This is a genomic window from Streptomyces sp. NBC_00341 (genome assembly GCF_041435055.1).
In the GTDB taxonomy this organism is placed as follows: Bacteria; Actinomycetota; Actinomycetes; order Streptomycetales; family Streptomycetaceae; genus Streptomyces.
This window is the reverse complement of sequence record NZ_CP108002.1, coordinates 419,154-435,987: the sequence shown is the minus strand read 5'-3', so window position 1 is coordinate 435,987 and position 16,834 is coordinate 419,154. Positions and strand designations below refer to the sequence as shown.

The 16,834-nt window shown below is 70.7% G+C and carries 13 protein-coding genes; 6 read left to right on the top strand and 7 right to left on the bottom strand.

The features are described 5' to 3' along the window. Positions 1 to 183 precede the first annotated feature (183 nt). Positions 184 to 579 carry a molybdopterin-binding protein gene (locus OG892_RS02015; RefSeq protein ID WP_073737968.1) on the bottom strand — a complete coding sequence of 132 codons (396 nt, stop codon included), beginning with the start codon at positions 577 to 579 and terminating at the stop codon, positions 184 to 186. 179 nt (positions 580 to 758) lie between these two features. On the opposite strand from OG892_RS02015, the gene OG892_RS02010 reads away from it, so the two are divergent. After that, on the top strand, positions 759 to 2,252 hold the full coding sequence (locus OG892_RS02010) for an MFS transporter (protein ID WP_371628296.1): 1,494 nt from the start codon (positions 759 to 761) through the stop codon (positions 2,250 to 2,252). A gap of 81 nt (positions 2,253 to 2,333) precedes the next feature. Then, entirely contained in the window at positions 2,334 to 3,365 is a 1,032-nt protein-coding gene (locus tag OG892_RS02005) for a glutathione S-transferase C-terminal domain-containing protein (RefSeq protein ID WP_328868113.1), read from the top strand. A 23-nt stretch (positions 3,366 to 3,388) separates the two neighbouring features. Here OG892_RS02005 and OG892_RS02000 read toward each other — a convergent pair whose 3' ends face one another. Next, positions 3,389 to 3,889, bottom strand: a complete 501-nt coding sequence (locus OG892_RS02000; protein ID WP_371628295.1) for a tetratricopeptide repeat protein — start codon at positions 3,887 to 3,889, stop codon at positions 3,389 to 3,391. 194 nt (positions 3,890 to 4,083) lie between these two features. Between OG892_RS02000 and OG892_RS01995 the strand changes: the two genes are divergently transcribed. The 4 genes from OG892_RS01995 to OG892_RS01980 all read left to right on the top strand — a co-directional run bounded on the left by OG892_RS01995 (position 4,084) and on the right by OG892_RS01980 (position 10,241). Further along, positions 4,084 to 6,306: an NADP-dependent isocitrate dehydrogenase gene (locus OG892_RS01995; RefSeq protein WP_073737964.1), complete on the top strand. Its 2,223-nt coding sequence runs from the start codon at positions 4,084 to 4,086 to the stop codon at positions 6,304 to 6,306. A 332-nt stretch (positions 6,307 to 6,638) separates the two neighbouring features. Next, positions 6,639 to 8,369, top strand: coding sequence for a cytochrome c oxidase subunit I (gene ctaD, locus OG892_RS01990; protein ID WP_073737963.1), 1,731 nt, complete (start codon positions 6,639 to 6,641; stop codon positions 8,367 to 8,369). Between the two features lie 35 nt (positions 8,370 to 8,404). Further along, on the top strand, positions 8,405 to 8,749 hold the full coding sequence (locus tag OG892_RS01985; protein WP_371631558.1) for a hypothetical protein: 345 nt from the start codon (positions 8,405 to 8,407) through the stop codon (positions 8,747 to 8,749). Positions 8,750 to 8,879: 130 nt separating this feature from the next. Continuing rightward, positions 8,880 to 10,241 carry an NAD(P)/FAD-dependent oxidoreductase gene (locus OG892_RS01980; RefSeq protein ID WP_073737962.1) on the top strand — a complete coding sequence of 454 codons (1,362 nt, stop codon included), beginning with the start codon at positions 8,880 to 8,882 and terminating at the stop codon, positions 10,239 to 10,241. A 64-nt stretch (positions 10,242 to 10,305) separates the two neighbouring features. Here OG892_RS01980 and OG892_RS01975 read toward each other — a convergent pair whose 3' ends face one another. The 5 genes from OG892_RS01975 to meaB form a co-directional block, all read right to left on the bottom strand. Then, positions 10,306 to 11,304, bottom strand: a complete 999-nt coding sequence (locus OG892_RS01975) for an aldo/keto reductase family protein (protein WP_371628294.1) — start codon at positions 11,302 to 11,304, stop codon at positions 10,306 to 10,308. A 58-nt stretch (positions 11,305 to 11,362) separates the two neighbouring features. After that, positions 11,363 to 12,607 (bottom strand): transcription termination factor Rho, encoded by a 1,245-nt coding sequence (gene rho / locus OG892_RS01970; RefSeq protein ID WP_371631557.1) that lies wholly within the window; start codon positions 12,605 to 12,607, stop codon positions 11,363 to 11,365. Positions 12,608 to 12,828: 221 nt separating this feature from the next. Further along, positions 12,829 to 14,667: a hypothetical protein gene (locus OG892_RS01965; protein ID WP_371628293.1), complete on the bottom strand. Its 1,839-nt coding sequence runs from the start codon at positions 14,665 to 14,667 to the stop codon at positions 12,829 to 12,831. Then, entirely contained in the window at positions 14,664 to 15,725 is a 1,062-nt protein-coding gene (locus OG892_RS01960) for an ATP-binding protein (RefSeq protein ID WP_371628292.1), read from the bottom strand. Before OG892_RS01960 ends, OG892_RS01965 begins: the two co-directional genes overlap by 4 nt. Positions 15,726 to 15,843: 118 nt before the next feature. Then, a complete protein-coding gene (gene meaB / locus OG892_RS01955; protein ID WP_371628291.1) occupies positions 15,844 to 16,827 on the bottom strand; it encodes a methylmalonyl Co-A mutase-associated GTPase MeaB in 984 nt (327 codons plus the stop codon). Between the last annotated feature and the right edge of the window lie 7 nt (positions 16,828 to 16,834).

Below are 16,834 nucleotides of genomic sequence, written 5' to 3'. Positions count from 1 at the left end.
TCTCGCAGCTCAGGGGCCGCTTCGTGAGCCGTTGATCCCGGTGGCGCACGGCCTTCCGCAGTCGGGGTCGGACGGCACCGGTGGCGGCTCGCGGCCGAGTCTACTGACGGGCTGTCCTTGCCGCGGTGAGACGTGTCCCGGGGGCACACCGCTGGACGGGCACGGGCACGGGCCGCGTCCGGGTCAGGTGCGGTCGATATGCACGCTGGTCGACTTCACCCGGGCGGTGGCCTGCATGCCCACCTCGAGCCCGAGCTCCTCGACCGCTTCCCGGGTCAGCAGTGACACGAGCCGGTGCGGACCGGCCTGGATCTCCACCTGCGCCGCCACGTCCCCGAGCTTGACGGCGGTGACGATGCCGGGAAAGGCGTTGCGGGCCGAGGTGTAGGACGCGTCGTCCTCGCCGGAGCCGCCCTGGGCGACCTCCACGGAGAACGCCGCCAGGTCGCGGCCGTCGATGAGGCGGCGCCCGCCGTCCTCGCGGTGGGTCGCCACGCGGCCGGCGTCCGCCCAGCGGCGTGCGGTGTCCGGGCTGACGCCCAGCAGACGGGCGGCCTGTCCGATTGTGTAGGACTGCATATGCCGCACCTTAGGTGATTATTCCTTGCATATGCAAGCTTTTCTCTGGCGTTTCGCGGCAGGCACGAACACTGGCGCTGGTTCTCGCCGACGGTGACCGCGCCAATGTAGCGCGCGGCGCACGGCCGGGTGGCCCTGCCGGGATGAGGAATCGGGGCGTGCGACCTAGGGTGCGAGCCATGGCAGAGAGTGCGGCGTACCGGGGGTCAGGGGGGCGGGGTGCGGAGTCCGCCGACGGGCCGGACGCGCCCGATCCCCGGCGGTGGCGGGCGCTCGCGGTGTGCCTGGTCGCAGGCTTCATGACCCTGTTGGACGTGTCGATCGTCAACGTCGCACTGCCGTCGATCCGGGAGGGCCTGCACACCCCGGAGTCCGACCTGCAGTGGGTGCTGTCCGGTTACGCCCTCGCCTTCGGACTCTTCCTGATTCCCGCCGGACGGCTCGGCGACGCCCGGGGGCGCCGCCAGGTCTTCATGGCCGGGCTGGCGCTCTTCACCCTGTCGTCCGCGGCCTGCGGAGCCGCCCAGTCCAGCCTCTGGCTGGTGATCGCCCGACTGGTCCAGGGCCTGGCGGGCGGCCTGGTGTCGCCCCAGATCTCCGCTCTCATCCAGCAGATGTTCTCCGGCCGCGAACGGGGCCGGGCCTTCGGCATGTTCGGCACCGTGGTCGGGATCTCCACCGCCGTCGGCCCGCTGCTGGGCGGACTCCTGATCCAGGCGGCCGGCGCGGAGGAGGGCTGGCGCTGGGTGTTCTACGTCAACCTGCCGCTCGGGGCCGTCTGCCTGCTGCTGGCCCACCGGCTGCTGCCGGACACGCCGTCCGCCGGCCCGGTGCGGCTGCGGGACCTGGACCCGGTCGGAGTGCTGCTGCTGGGCTCCGGCGTGCTGGCGCTGCTGCTGCCCTTCGTCCAGTCGCGCCAGTGGCCGGGCGACGGCAAATGGCTGTTCCTGCCCGCGGCCGCCGCGCTGCTCGCCGCCTTCGTCGGCTGGGAGTCCCGGTGCTCCAGAAAAGGCACCCAGCCAGTGGTGGAACTCTCGCTCTTCCGCGTCCGCTCCTACTGGCTGGGGTGCCTGCTGATCCTGCTGTACTTCGCGGGATTCACCTCGATCTTCTTCATCACCACGCTCTACCTCCAGAGCGGACTTCACTACACCGCACTGATGGCGGGGCTCGCGATCACGCCCTTCGCCCTCGGGTCCGCCGTCGCCGCGAGCCCCGGCGGCAGGCTGGTCGGCCGGTACGGGCGCCCCCTGGTCGTCATCGGCATGGCGACCGTGGCCGTCGGACTCGGGGCCACCGCGCTCGCCGTCCACCTGGTGCCCGGCAGGGGCGCGGGCTGGGCGATGGCCGCCCCGCTGCTGCTGGCCGGTCTGGGCAGTGGCCTGGTCATCGCCCCCAACCAGACCCTGACTCTGTCCCAGGTGCCGGTGGCCACCGCGGGCAGTGCCGGCGGCACCCTCCAGACCGGCCAGCGCGTCGGCTCTGCGATCGGGATCGCCGCTGTCGGCTCGGTCTTCTTCGCCCGGATGGGTTCGGCCGGCTGGTCCAGCGCGTACGACCACGGGCTGGTCATCTCCGTCGCCTTCGTGCTGGCCGGGCTGATCGTGGCCCTGGCCGACGTCGGCGGGGTACGGCGGGGGAGAAGCCGTCATCGGGAGTCCGCCGCCCCTTGAGGCACCGTCGCTACGATTGCGATCCGCGAACCCGGCCTGATCCGGCACAAGTCCTCGGGCCCTGCCGCAGGGAGAGACACCATGAACGATCCCGCCAGCACCGAACCGGACGGCAACACCGCGTACGGGCACAAGCCCTTCAAGCGTTCCCGCAGCCACTTCGCCGACCGGATCACCGCCGACGGCCGGGACGGCTGGCCCGTCGAGGCCGGCCGCTACCGCCTGGTCGTCAGCCGGGCCTGCCCCTGGGCGAGCCGCGCCCTGGTCTCCCGCCGGCTGCTCGGGCTTGAGGACGCGCTCTCGCTCGCCGTCACCGATCCGCTGCAGGACGACCGCAGCTGGCGCTTCACGCTGGACGAGGACGACCGGGACCCGGTGCTCGGCATCAAGTACCTCGGCGAGGCGTACGACAAGCGGGAGAGCGGGTACCCCGGCGGAGTCAGCGTCCCCGCCGTCGTCGACATCCCCAGCGGCAAGCTCGTCACCAACGACTACCAGCAGATCACCCTGGACCTCGCCACCGAATGGACCGCGCTGCACCGCCCCGGGGCGCCCGACCTCTACCCCGAGCCGCTGCGCGAGGAGATCGACGAGGTCATGGAGGGCGTCTACCGCGACGTGAACAACGGTGTGTACCGGGCCGGGTTCGCGGCCGGACAGCGGGAGTACGAGGCCGCGTACGCGGATGTGTTCCGCCGCCTGGACCTGGTGTCGCAGCGCCTCGCGGACCGGCGCTACCTGGTGGGGGACACCGTCACAGAGGCCGACATCCGGCTCTTCACCACACTCGTGCGCTTCGACGCCGTGTACCACGGACACTTCAAGTGCAACCGCTCGAAACTGACCGAGGACCCGGTCCTGTGGGCCTACGCCAGGGACCTCTACCAGACCCCCGGCTTCGGTGACACGGTCGACTTCCACCACATCAAGCAGCACTACTACCGGGTCCACACGGGCATCAACCCCACCGGCATCGTGCCCGTCGGCCCCGACCTGTCGGGCTGGCTGTCCCCGCACCACCGCGAACAGCTGGGCGGCCGGCCCTTCGGCGACGGCACCCCGCCGGGGCCGGTGCCGGCCGGCGAGGAGGTCCCGGAGGCGGGACGGCCCTGAGGGGCCCTTGGGAGCCCGCTCCCTTACTCCGTCTCGTCCAGGCGGTCGGCGTAGTACTCGATCGCCGGGCGGTACGACTGGACCCGGTCGTCCGCACTGGTGGCCGCCGTGACCTTGAGGAGGGTCCGTACGGCCTCGCGGGACTCACCGAGGTTGTACAGCGTCATCGCCAGGAACGTCAGCAGCGAGGCATCGTGCGCGAACTCCTCCAGACCGCTGCGCAATACTCCGCGCGCCGCCTCGTAGCGGCCCAGCACCCGCAGCGTGCTGCCGAGGCCGAGGAAGGCCCCGTGACGGTCCTCGGCCGAAAGCCCCGGACCCTCCAGCGCCCGCTCGTAGAACGGCACCGCCTGTGCCTCCAGGCCGAGGGAATCGTGCGACCAGGCGGTCTGATAGGCGATGGCGGCGTCCTCGGGATATCGCGCCGCCAGGGCCAGCAGCCGCTCGTGCGCCTTCGGGCTCTTCTGCTCGCGCAGCCGTACCGCCAGCGTCAGCGGCTCGTCGTGTTCGATTTCCGGACTCATACCGCCGCACGCTGCCAGGGGTGGGGCGCTACGGCAAATCAATGGCAAAGCGCGGCGGCGGACGCGGCTGCCGGCCGGGCCGCGCGGCGGTACGGCGGGTTCCGGCCCGTGCGGAGCAGGGCCCTGTCGAGGCGGCGGCGATCACGAGATATCTTGATGTCAAGCAATGTTGCAGACGTGGAGCGGAGCACAGGGTGACTGACTCGACCATCATCTATACACACACCGACGAGGCCCCGGCCCTGGCGACGTATTCGTTCCTGCCGGTGATCGAGGCCTACGCCTCCAAGGCCGGGGTCACCGTGGAGAGCCGTGACATCTCCCTGGCGGGCCGGATCATCGCCAGCTTCCCCGACAGCCTCCAGGAGAACCAGCGCGTCGACGACGCGCTCGCGGAGCTCGGCGCGCTGGCCACGACCCCCGGCGCCAACATCATCAAGCTGCCGAACGTCTCGGCGTCGATCCCGCAGCTGAAGGCCGCGGTCGCGGAGCTCCAGGAGCAGGGCTACGCGCTCCCGGACTACCCGGACGACCCGAAGTCCGACGCGGAGAAGGACGCCCGCGCGCGTTACGACAAGATCAAGGGCAGTGCGGTCAACCCCGTCCTGCGCGAGGGCAACTCCGACCGCCGCGCCCCCGCGTCGGTCAAGAACTACGCCAAGGCGCACCCGCACCGCATGGGCGCCTGGACGGCCGACTCGAAGACGAACGTCGCGACCATGGGCGTCGACGACTTCCGCTCCACCGAGAAGTCCGTCGTGATCGAAGAGGCCGGCAGCCTGCGCATCGAGCTGGTGGGCGACGACGGCACCACCACCGTGCTGCGCGAGTCCGTACCGGTGCTCGCCGGTGAGGTCGTGGACGCCGCGGTCATGCGCGTCGCCGCGCTGCGCGAGTTCTTCACCGCACAGGTCGCCCGCGCCAAGGAGGAGGACATCCTCTTCTCGGTGCACCTCAAGGCCACCATGATGAAGGTCTCCGACCCGATCATCTTCGGCCACGTGGTCCGCGCCTTCTTCCCGAACACCTTCGCCAAGTACGGAGAGGCGCTCGCCGCCGCCGGCCTGACCCCGAACGACGGCCTCGGCGGCATCCTCAAGGGCCTGGACTCGGTCCCGCACATCGGTGCCGAGATCAAGGCCTCCTTCGAGGCCGAGCTCGCCGAGGGCCCCGCCCTGGCGATGGTCGACTCCGACAAGGGCATCACCAACCTGCACGTCCCCAGCGACGTCATCGTGGACGCCTCGATGCCGGCCATGATCCGCACCTCCGGCCACATGTGGGGCCCGGACGGCGGGGAGGCCGACACCCTCGCCGTGCTGCCCGACAGCAGCTACGCGGGTGTCTACCAGGTCGTCATCGACGACTGCCGGGCCAACGGCGCGTACGACCCGGCCACGATGGGCTCGGTCTCCAACGTCGGCCTCATGGCGCAGAAGGCCGAGGAGTACGGCAGCCACGACAAGACCTTCGAGATCCCCACCACCGGCACGGTGCGGGTCGTCAACGGCAACGGCGAGGCCGTGCTGGAGCAGGCCGTCGGCGCCGGAGACATCTTCCGCGTGTGCCAGGCCAAGGACCTGCCGATCCAGGACTGGGTCAAGCTCGCCGTCACCCGCGCCCGCGCGACCGGCAACCCGGCCGTGTTCTGGCTCGACGAGGACCGCGCGCACGACGCCAAGCTCATCGAGAAGGTCAGGACGTACCTGGCCGACCACGACACCGACGGTCTGCAGATCGAGATCATGTCGCCGGTGAAGGCCACCGCGTTCTCCCTGGAGCGCATCCGCCGCGGCGAGGACACCATCTCCGTCACCGGCAACGTGCTGCGTGACTACCTCACCGACCTGTTCCCCATCCTCGAGCTGGGCACCAGTGCGAAGATGCTCTCCGTCGTCCCGCTGATGAACGGCGGCGGTCTGTTCGAGACGGGCGCCGGCGGTTCCGCGCCGAAGCACGTGCAGCAGCTCGTCAAGGAGAACTACCTGCGCTGGGACAGCCTGGGTGAGTTCCTCGCCCTCGCCGTCAGCTTCGAGCACCTCGCGCAGACGACGGACAACGCCGGCGCCCAGGTCCTCGCGGACACGCTGGACCGCGCGACGGCCACGTTCCTGAACGAGGACAAGTCCCCCAGCCGCAGGCTCGGCGGCATCGACAACCGCGGCAGCCACTTCTACCTGGCCCTGTACTGGGCCCAGGAGCTGGCGCGGCAGACCGCCGACGCCAAGCTGGCAGAGGCCTTCGCGCCGCTCGCCAAGACGCTGTCCGAGAACGAGGGGACCATCGTCGACGAGCTGGTCGCGGTCCAGGGCAAGCCGGTGGACATCGGCGGCTACTACCAGCCCGACCCGGCCAAGGCCTCGGCCGTCATGCGGCCGTCCGCGACGTTCAACCAGGCGATCGCGAGCCTCGTCTGACCGGATGCCGTGGACGGGGGGAGTGGCCCTGCCGCTCCCCCCACCCGCACCGCTCGTGACCGTTCCGCCCCGGCCGACACACCGTCGAGCCGGGGCGGCGCCGTTTCCGGCGGCGGGCCGGGCCGGTGCCGCGGAGTGCCTCGGGGGACGCCCTGACGGGTGAATGTCGCGCCACGGAGGGCACAGGGCCACCCCGGGCGGCCACCCGGCTGGTTTGCTGCAACCGGAAACGCGCGCGACGTGCGGGCAGGGCCGTTCGGCCGACCCCGGTGGAGGCGGCGCCACGCCGGGTGCGCGGTCCACCGGCGGCAGACAATCGAAGGAGCGTCCCAGTGACGACGACGGGTACAACAGGGGCGGCGCAGGACGACGAGTCCTACGCCAACGAGCTTCCGGTACACAGCAGAGAACCGGGAAACGTCGTCATCACGTGGATGACCACCACGGACCACAAGACGATCGGCTCGCTCTACCTGGTCACCTCGTTCGCGTTCTTCCTCATCGGCGGTCTGCTCGCGCTCTTCATGCGCGCCGAGCTGGCCCGTCCGGGTTCGCAGATCATGTCGAACGAGCAGTTCAACCAGGCGTTCACGATGCACGGCACGATCATGCTGCTGATGTTCGCGACACCGCTGTTCGCCGGCTTCACCAACTGGATCATGCCGCTGCAGATCGGTGCGCCCGACGTGGCGTTCCCGCGGCTGAACATGTTCGCGTACTGGCTCTACCTCTTCGGCTCGATCATCGCGGTGGCCGGCTTCCTCACCCCCCAGGGTGCGGCCGACTTCGGCTGGTTCGCCTACTCCCCGCTGACGGACGCGGTCCGCTCGCCGGGCGTCGGCGCCGACATGTGGATCATGGGTCTGGCCTTCTCCGGATTCGGCACGATCCTCGGCTCGGTCAACTTCATCACCACGATCATCTGCATGCGCGCACCCGGCATGACGATGTTCCGCATGCCGATCTTCGTCTGGAACGTCCTGCTGACCGCCGTCCTGGTCCTGCTGGCCTTCCCGGTGCTGGCCGCGGCGCTGCTGGCCCTGGAGGCGGACCGCAAGTTCGGGGCGCACGTCTTCGACGCGGCCAACGGCGGCGCGCTCCTGTGGCAGCACCTCTTCTGGTTCTTCGGCCATCCGGAGGTCTACATCATCGCGCTCCCGTTCTTCGGGATCGTCACCGAGATCATTCCCGTCTTCAGCCGGAAACCGATCTTCGGATACATCGGTCTGGTCGGCGCGACGATCGCCATCGCGGGTCTGTCCGTGACCGTGTGGGCGCACCACATGTACGTCACCGGCGGTGTGCTGCTGCCGTTCTTCTCGTTCATGACGTTCCTCATCGCGGTACCGACCGGGGTGAAGTTCTTCAACTGGATCGGCACGATGTGGAAGGGCTCGCTCTCCTTCGAGACGCCGATGCTCTGGTCCGTCGGTTTTCTCGTCACCTTCCTCTTCGGCGGCCTCACCGGTGTCATCCTCGCGTCGCCCCCGATGGACTTCCACGTCTCGGACTCGTACTTCGTGGTGGCGCACTTCCACTACGTGGTCTTCGGCACCGTGGTCTTCGCGATGTTCGCGGGATTCCACTTCTGGTGGCCGAAGTTCACCGGAAAGATGCTGGACGAGCGGCTCGGCAAGATCACCTTCTGGACGCTGTTCGTGGGCTTCCACGGCACGTTCCTGGTGCAGCACTGGCTGGGGGCGGAAGGCATGCCGCGCCGCTACGCCGACTACCTCGCGGCGGACGGCTTCACCGCGCTGAACACCATCTCGACGATCTCCTCGTTCCTGCTCGGACTGTCGATGCTCCCGTTCCTGTACAACGTCTGGAAGACGGCCAAGTACGGCGAGTACGTCGGGGTCGACGACCCGTGGGGCTACGGCCGTTCGCTGGAGTGGGCGACCTCCTGCCCGCCGCCCCGGCACAACTTCGTCACGCTGCCCCGGATCCGTTCCGAATCCCCGGCGTTCGACCTGCACCACCCCTCCGTGCGTGAGCTCGATGACGCGTCCAACCGCCTCGACCGCTCGGTGACGGTCGCTCCGGGGGACAAGCAGGCGTGAGCGGGCGGGCCGGCGGAGAGGAGGACCGGGTGTCCATCGACCCCGAGAAGGACAGCGCCCGCGGACTGGCCCAGATGGAGGGCTATCTGCTGTGGAACGCCGAGATCGAGCAGGCGCGCCGGTACGCCCGCCGCTTCACCGACGAGCTGCCCTGGCTCACCACCGCCCAGCGCGAGGACGTGGAACGGGTGTACGCCGCCGACCGGGCCGAGGCCTCGCGGGTGATGCTGGTCCGCGTCTGTGCCCGCGCCACGGAGCTGCGCGGTGAGTACAGCCGGCGGTACCGCACGCTGCGGGCGCGCTGCGTCGCGGCCGCAACCGTGGTCTGCCTAGGGACGGCCGGCGGCGCCTGCACGGTGGTGACGTACCTGATCAGGTGAGTACCGGTCGTCCGTTCCGCCGCCCCAGCAGGCGAAGTCGCCGCTGTCTCGTGAAGATGAGAGGTGACGTGCGCGTGCGACGGGGCAGGCGAACGGATGACCGTGCAGACCCCGAGAAGGGACGAAGACTGTGGCACGACCCAGGATCCTCGTTGTCGGAGCCGGTTTTGCCGGGGTCGAGTGCGTACGCCGTCTGGAACGCCGGCTCCGTCCCGGCGAGGCCGACATCGCACTCGTGGCCCCGTTCTCCTACCAGCTCTACCTGCCCCTGCTGCCCCAGGTGGCCTCGGGCGTCCTCACCCCGCAGTCGGTCGCTGTGTCATTGCGCCGCAGCAGCCGGCACCGCACCAGGATCATTCCCGGCGGGGCCATCGGAGTGGACCCGCTGGCGAAGGTCTGCGTGATCCGCAAGATCACCGACGAGGTCGTCAACGAGCGCTACGACTACATCGTGCTCAGCCCGGGAAGCGTCACCCGCACCTTCGACATCCCCGGGCTGCTCGACAACGCCCGGGGCATGAAGACCCTGGCGGAGGCCGCTTTCGTGCGCGATCACGTCATCGCGCAGCTCGATCTCGCGGACGCCAGCCACGACGAGGAGGAGCGGGCCTCGCGGCTGCAGTTCGTCGTCGTCGGCGGCGGGTACGCGGGCACCGAGACCGCGGCCTGCCTGCAGCGGCTGACCACCAACGCCGTCCGGCACTATCCCAGGCTCGACCCCAAGCTGATCAAATGGCATCTGATCGACATCGCCCCCAAGCTCATGCCCGAACTGGGCGACAAGCTCGGTGAGAGCGCACTGAAGGTACTGCGCGAACGGGGGATCGAGGTGTCCCTGGGGGTATCGGTCGCCGAGGCGGGCCCCGACAAGGTGACCTTCACCGACGGCCGGGTGCTGCCCTGCCGCACCCTGATCTGGACGGCGGGCGTCACCGCCAGCCCGCTGGTCGCCACCTTCGACGCGGAGACGGTACGCGGCCGGCTGGCGGTCACCCCCGACATGAGCCTGCCCGGCCACGACGGCATCTTCGCCCTCGGTGACGCGGCGGCCGTCCCCGACCTGGCCAAGGGCGACGGCGCGGTCTGCCCGCCCACCGCGCAGCACGCGATGCGCCAGGGCCGGAAGATCGCCGACAACCTGCTGGCCACCCTCCGCAACCAGCCACTCCAGCCGTACGTCCACAAGGACCTCGGGCTCGTCGTGGACCTCGGCGGCAAGGACGCCGTCTCCAAGCCGCTCGGCATCGAGATGCACGGAATCGGCGCCCAGGCCGTGGCCCGCGGCTATCACTGGTCGGCGCTGCGGACCAACGTGGCCAAGGCGAGGGTCATGACCAACTGGCTGATCAACGCGGCCGCGGGCGACGACTTCGTCCGCACCGGATTCCAGTCCCGCAAACCAGCCACCCTGCGCGACTTCGAATACACGGACAGCTACCTCACCCCGGAACAGGTCCGCGAGCACACCGCCGCGCTGCACACCGGGATGTGACCCGGCACAGCGGCGGGGCCCGGCCGGAATCCGCGGAATCCGGCCAGGCCCCGCCGCTGTCACGTCAGCTGTTCTCCTTGTGGCCTGCGGTGAGCCCGGGGTCCCGCTGCGACACCGGGTCCAGTGCCTGGTCGACGGCCTTCAGCAGGTCCGCGTCCAGCCGCACGCCGGCGGCCACGGCGTTCTCCGTCACCTGCTCGGGACGGGAGGCGCCGATGATCGCGGCGGAGACGTTGGAATTCTGCAGCACCCAGGCGACCGCGAGCTGCGCCATGCTCAGACCGGCCTGCTCGGCCAGCGGACGCAGCAGCTGCACCCGCTCCAGCACCTCCTCGCGCAGCCAGTCGGCGACCATGTCGGCCCCGCCCTTGTCGTCCGTCGCCCGCGAGCCGGCCGGCAGCGGCGCACCGGGCCGGTACTTGCCGGTGAGCGCGCCCTGGGCGATCGGTGACCAGACGATCTGGCCGATGCCGAGCTCCTCGGACGCGGGCACCACCTCGTCCTCGATGACCCGCCACAACGCCGAGTACTGCGGCTGGTTGGAGATGAACGGCACCCGCAGTTCGCGGGCCAGCGCGTGCCCGGCGCGCAACTGGCCGGCCGTCCACTCCGATACGCCGATGTAGTGCGCCTTGCCGGAGCGGACGACGTCGGCGAACGCCTCCATCGTCTCCTCCAGCGGCGTGGTGTGGTCGTAGCGGTGCGCCTGGTACAGGTCGACGTGGTCGGTCTGGAGCCGGCGCAGTGAGTTGTCGATCGACTCCATGATGTGCTTGCGGCCGAGCCCCCGGTCGTTCTGCCCGGGGCCGGTCTGGAAGTAGACCTTGGTGAAGATCTCCAGCCCTTCGCGGCGCTCGTCCTTGAGGGCCCGTCCGAGCACCGCCTCCGCCCGTGTCTGCGCGTAGACGTCCGCGGTGTCGAAGGTGGTGATGCCGGCGTCCAGGGCGGCCCGGATGCAGGCGAGCGCCGCGTCCTCCTCCACCTGGGAGCCGTGGGTGAGCCAGTTTCCGTACGCGATCTCGCTGATCGTCAGACCGCTGCGGCCGAGTCGGCGGAATTCCATGTGGCTGCTCTCCCTCTGCTGGTAAGTGCCGCTACATGGTAGGACGTGTGACCGCTGCTCAGGCGGCCGGCACCGTGTTGCGGATCAGTTCGAGGAAGGCGGCGTTGTCCGGGGTGTGCCGGAGCCGGTCCAGCAGCGTTTCGAGCGAGGTCTGCGCGTCCCTGGAGTGCAGGGCGCGCCGCAGACCGCGTACGGCGGTCAGTTCCTCGGCCGGTACGAGGAGTTCGTCGCGTCGGGTTCCGGAGGCCGCGATGTTCACGGCCGGGTGGACGCGCTTCTCGGCCAGGGAGCGGTCGAGCCGCAGTTCCATGTTGCCGGTCCCCTTCAGCTCCTCGAAGAAGTACTCGTCGGCGCGTGAGCCGGTGTCCACGAGGGCCGTGGCCAGGATGGTGAGGGAGCCGCCCTCCTCGGTGAGCCGCGCGGCGCCGAAGAGGCGCTTGGGTCCGAGCAGGGCCGCCGCGTCGACACCGCCGCTGAGGGTGCGGCCGCCGGCCGAGGCCGCGTTGTTGTGGGCCCGGCACAGCCGGGTGAGGGAGTCCAGCAGGATGACGACGTCGCGGCCCTGCTCGACCAGTCGCTTGGCGCGTTCGAGCGCGAGCTCGGCCAGCGCGATGTGCTCCTTGGCGGGGCGGTCGAAGGTGGAGGCGTAGACCTCGCCCCGTACCGATCGCCGCATGTCGGTGACCTCCTCCGGGCGCTCGTCGAGCAGCACCACCATCAGGTGGCACTCGGGGTGGTTCTCGGCGACCGAGGCCGCGATCTGCTGGAGCAGGACCGTCTTGCCGGTCCTGGGCGGGGCCACGATGAGCCCGCGCTGACCCTTGCCGACCGGGGCGACGAGGTCGACGACGCGCGTCGACGGGGTGCCCGAGAAAGTCTCCAGGCGCAGCCGCCGCCGGGGGTGGAGCGGGGTGAGGTCACGGAAGTGCGGCCGGCCCCGAAGGGCCTGCGGGGGGAGGCCGTTGACGCGGACGACGGTGCTCAGGGCACGGGGCCGGTCGCAGGTCCCTTCGACGGCGTCGCCCTTGCGCAGGCCGTGCCGGCGGATGAGCGCGGCCGGCACCTGGACGTCGCGCGGGGTGGCGTGGCCGTCGGCGGGACGCAGGGTGCCGTGCCCCTGCTGGGTGATGTCGAGGACACCGGCCGCGGCCGTGCGGGCGGCGGGTTCGGTGGTCACGGGGTGTTCGAGTGTGGTGGTCATGCGGGGTGGTCCTTTCGCGGACATGCGAATGAAGGGGCCCGGCAGAAACGGGGGCGGAGATGTCACGCCCCGTGCGACGGGCAGGAAAGTCCGGTGGGACAGCCCGTGCCGGACTGAGGAATGAAATGCGGTAACGCCGGATCGCTGGCCGGAATGGACGGGCGCGTCAGCGTGATGAGAAATGAAGCGGTACCGGCGCCTGAACTTCAAGGCGTACACACGTACCAATGGCAATGTAGCACGGCCCGCGCCCGGAGGTCACGGTCCGGCGTCGGCGGCTCGGGTCGGCGGCTCGGGTCGGCGGGCGCCGTCCGGACCCGCGCTCAGCTCAGCCGGAACACCGGGCCGCGTGCCGTGAACGGCAGGGACGCCCCCTGCGGGATCAGGAAGGCGTGTTCGCGCCGGATCCGCAAGGTGTCGCACCGGCCGTCGGTGATCACGAGCAGCGGGGCCGTCGGCGGGAAGTCGTCCGCCCGGTGCAACAGGTCGATTCCCGGCTGCAGTTCGGTCCCGCCGCGGCCGCGCACCCGCACCCGGCCGGCTATCTCGGCCGGTGGCAGGTAGCCGGCGTCGTACGGTGCCGCGTCGCAGAAGACCACGCGCGCCGCGGGGACGTCACGTGCCTCGGCGTAGGAGGCGATGGCGCCCAGAGCCTTGCCCAGCAGGCCGCTGTTCATCGAGCCGGAGGTGTCGAGGACGACGCCGAAGGTGCAGCGGGCCGTCTCCTCCGGCGGAAAGTACCGGCCCGCCCTCGGGATGTCAGGGGTCGATGCCTGCCGCCGTCCCGGGCGGGCATAGGACCGTACGGGCTCCGGCCGGGGAACGTACTCGTCGAACCAGCGCGCCAGTCTCGCGTCCCACGGCACCGGCGGGTGGGCCAGTGCCCGGATCTCCTCGATCAGCCCGGCGGGCAGCAGACCGCGCTCCTCGTACTGGTGCAGGTCGAAGCCCTGGACCAGGCCCCGCCGGTAGAAGTCGTCCAGGTCGGTGTACGGACGGGCTCCGGGGCGCGGCAGGGGGTCGCCGAGGATGTCACCGGCGCCCTTGCCCCGCAGCGTCGCGAGCCTGCGGCGCCGGCGCAGGTCGCCCGCGATGCGGTCGTACACCTCCTCTGCGGACAGGTCCCGCAGCTCCGGGTCGTACAGGAGGCCGGCGGGCATGTCACCGACGCGCATCCGGACCAGCCAGTCGTTGACGACGTAATCGGCGGCGACGTTGAACAGCAACGGGTCGCGGCCACCGCGGCGTTCGCCGTGGCGGAGCGCGGCGTGCAGCATCTCGTGGGCGAGGACGAAGCGCCATTCCTCGTCCGTGAACGTGCGCAGCGGGTTGATGTAGATCTCGCCCGCCACCGAGCTGACCGCGGCGATGTCGATGCTCTGCGAGCGGGCCAGTTCGGCGTCGGCCACGACCGTGAGCCCGGCGGCGATTCCGCCGAGCAGCGGGTACGAGGAGACGAACCAGTTCAGGGCCCGGTCCCAGGGGCGCTGCGGCAGGCGCTCCCCGCTCGTGCGGTCGAGACGGCCGCCCGCCAGGTCCATCGCGGCGGAGACGCTGCGGGTGAGGGCGTGAGCGAATGCGGTCTCCCAGTCCGGGACGGCGGAGTTGTTCCAGGCGCGCCAGGTGGTGAGGATCTGGTCCGCGCGCTCGCCCGCGGTGCCGCAGTGCTCGTGGGCGGCGGGGATGCCGTCGCGGCGCCAGCGTGCGGCCAGCTGCTCCTCGTCGCCGCCCGGACTGTCCGTCGGCAGATCGACGGGCGGCCTGCCCGTCGGATGGGTGAGCAGGAAGCGGTTGACGACCGCGCACCGTGCCGCGAGGTCGAACCGGTCGGGCTGCTCACGCGGATCCTCCGCGGAGGCCGGGACATGGCCGAAGCCCAGATGCAGCAGGCAGTGGGCCAGGGCCCAGGCCCATTCCGCCGGATCCGCCCGCTTGGCGGGGTGGACGTGGATGGTGCCGTTGGAGGTGACGGTGGCCAGCCCTCCCGTCGGGGCGAGGCCGCAGTCGGGCTCTCTGCACACGGACGCCTTCAGGGCGGCGAAGGCGGGATTGCGTGTGACCAGCGCGAGCCCGGCGGCGAAAGCCGCGGCGGCCGGGTCGGACGCACTGCCCTTGCCGCCCTTGCCGCCTTTGCTGTTCGCGCGGCGGGCCGATGCCTTCATCGCCGGGCCTCGACCAGCCTGGGCATGTCGCGCGCCGCCTCGACGAGGAACCAGGCGGGCAGTACGGGCAGCCCGTCGGCGTCGTCCGCGATGACGGTCTGCGCGACCTCGACCGAAATCTCGGCAAGCTGCACGAGCAGCGACTTGGCGCGGTACGACGTCTGCCGCATCGACGCGGAGACGTGCTCCTTCCGGCGCGGCAGCTCCTTCACGAGCCGGCCGCGAAATGCCTCCGCGAGGTAGTACAGGAGGTCACGGTCCTCCAGCCGGGTGGGCCAGGAGGCGTCCCCCCTGAGGATTGCCTCGATACCGAAGGTGTGGCGCACGATCTTCGCGTATCCGCAGAAGGAGACGGCGTGGGCCGGTGTCAGCGTTCCGTGCACGATCACCTTCAGCGTCTCCTCACCGATGTCGGGGCCGAAGGAGTGCAGGGCGTCGGAGAGCATGTGCCAGGAACGCGGCGTGGAGAACGGCTCCTCGGTCTTGGGCGGCTGCGACCACAGGTGGTCGGGCCGGTCGATCAGGTAGTCCGTCACCCAGGGGTGGATGCCGTTCTCGCCCGCCCACACCAGCCAGTCCTGCGACGAGGCCCGCAGATGGACGTGGGTGAGCCGGTTGACCAGCGCGGACGCGATGGGCCTGGCCAGGGCGTTGTCCGTCGCCCGGTTGCCGGCCCCGATGACGATCGAGCCGGCGGGCAGCTCGTACGAGCCGATCCGGCGGTCCAGGATGAGGGAGTAGAAGGCCTTCTGGACATCGGGGGTGGCGGCGTTGAGCTCGTCCAGGAAGAGGCAGTAGGGCTCGTCGCGGGCGATGGCCTCCGGCGGGCAGAACACCGAGCGGCCGTCGCGGATCTGCGGCACGCCGATCAGGTCCTCGGGGGCGAGCTGCGTCCCGAGCAGGCTGACGCACTCCAGTCCGAGCGACTCCGCGAACCGGTGCACGAGCGACGACTTGCCGATCCCCGGCGCTCCCCACAGGAACACGGGCCGCACGGTGGCGAGTCCCAGGAGCAGTTCGGGTATCTGGGCGGGTGTGATGGTGACAGCGGCCTGCACGCGGGGGAGTTCCTTCGGAGTCCGGGAGTTCGGGCCCGCCCAGTATGGGGAGGCCCGGACTCCCGCCGCAGCCCAATTTCCGCCCGTCCGGCCGCATTCGGCCGTCCCGGGACAGCACTCAGTCCCGGAACGCCGCCAGGATCTGCTCGGCGGCCAGCGTGGCGGGCAGGGTGCCTTCCCGGACCCTGAGTTCGAGTTCCGGTGCGAGCGCCCGCACTCCCGGGTGGCTGCGCAGGCTCTCCAGCAGCTCGTCGCGCACCATCGTCCAGGTCCAGTCGACCTGCTGCTCACGCCGTTTGGCCGCCAGCCGGCCGGTCGATTCGAGCAGGGTCCGGTGCTGTTCCAGCCGCTCCCACAGGGTGTCGAGGCCGCTTCCCTCGCGGGCGCTGCACGTCAGTACCGGCGGTGTCCAGGCCGCGTCCGCAGGGTGCATCAGCCGCAGGGCGCCCGCCAGTTCACGTGCGGCGGAGCGGGCGTCGCGTTCGTGCGGTCCGTCGGCCTTGTTCACCGCGATGGCGTCGGCCAGCTCCAGCACACCCTTCTTGATGCCCTGGAGCTGGTCGCCGGTACGGGCCAGGGTCAGCAGCAGAAACGTGTCGACCATATTGGCGACCGCCGTCTCCGACTGGCCGACCCCCACCGTCTCCACCAGCACCACGTCGTAGCCCGCCGCCTCCATCACCACGATGGACTCCCGGGTCGCCTTGGCCACCCCGCCCAGCGTGCCGGCGGTGGGGGAGGGGCGTACGAAAGCCGCCGGGTCCACCGCGAGCCGCTCCATCCGGGTCTTGTCCCCGAGGATGGAGCCGCCGGTACGGCTGGACGACGGGTCGACGGCCAGCACCGCGACCCAGTGCCCGAGGCCGGTGAGCATCGTGCCGAGGGCGTCGATGAACGTGGACTTGCCGACTCCGGGCACCCCGCTGATGCCGATGCGGCGGGCGCTGCCGGAGTGCGGCAGGAGCTCGCGCAGCAACTGCTGGGCCAGTGCGCGGTGGTCGGCACGGGTGGACTCGACGAGTGTGATGGCGCGCGCGATGTGCGCCCGCTTCCCGTCGAGTACGCCCTTCGCGTAGCTGTCGAGATCGATCTTCGGGGCCATGGGCTCA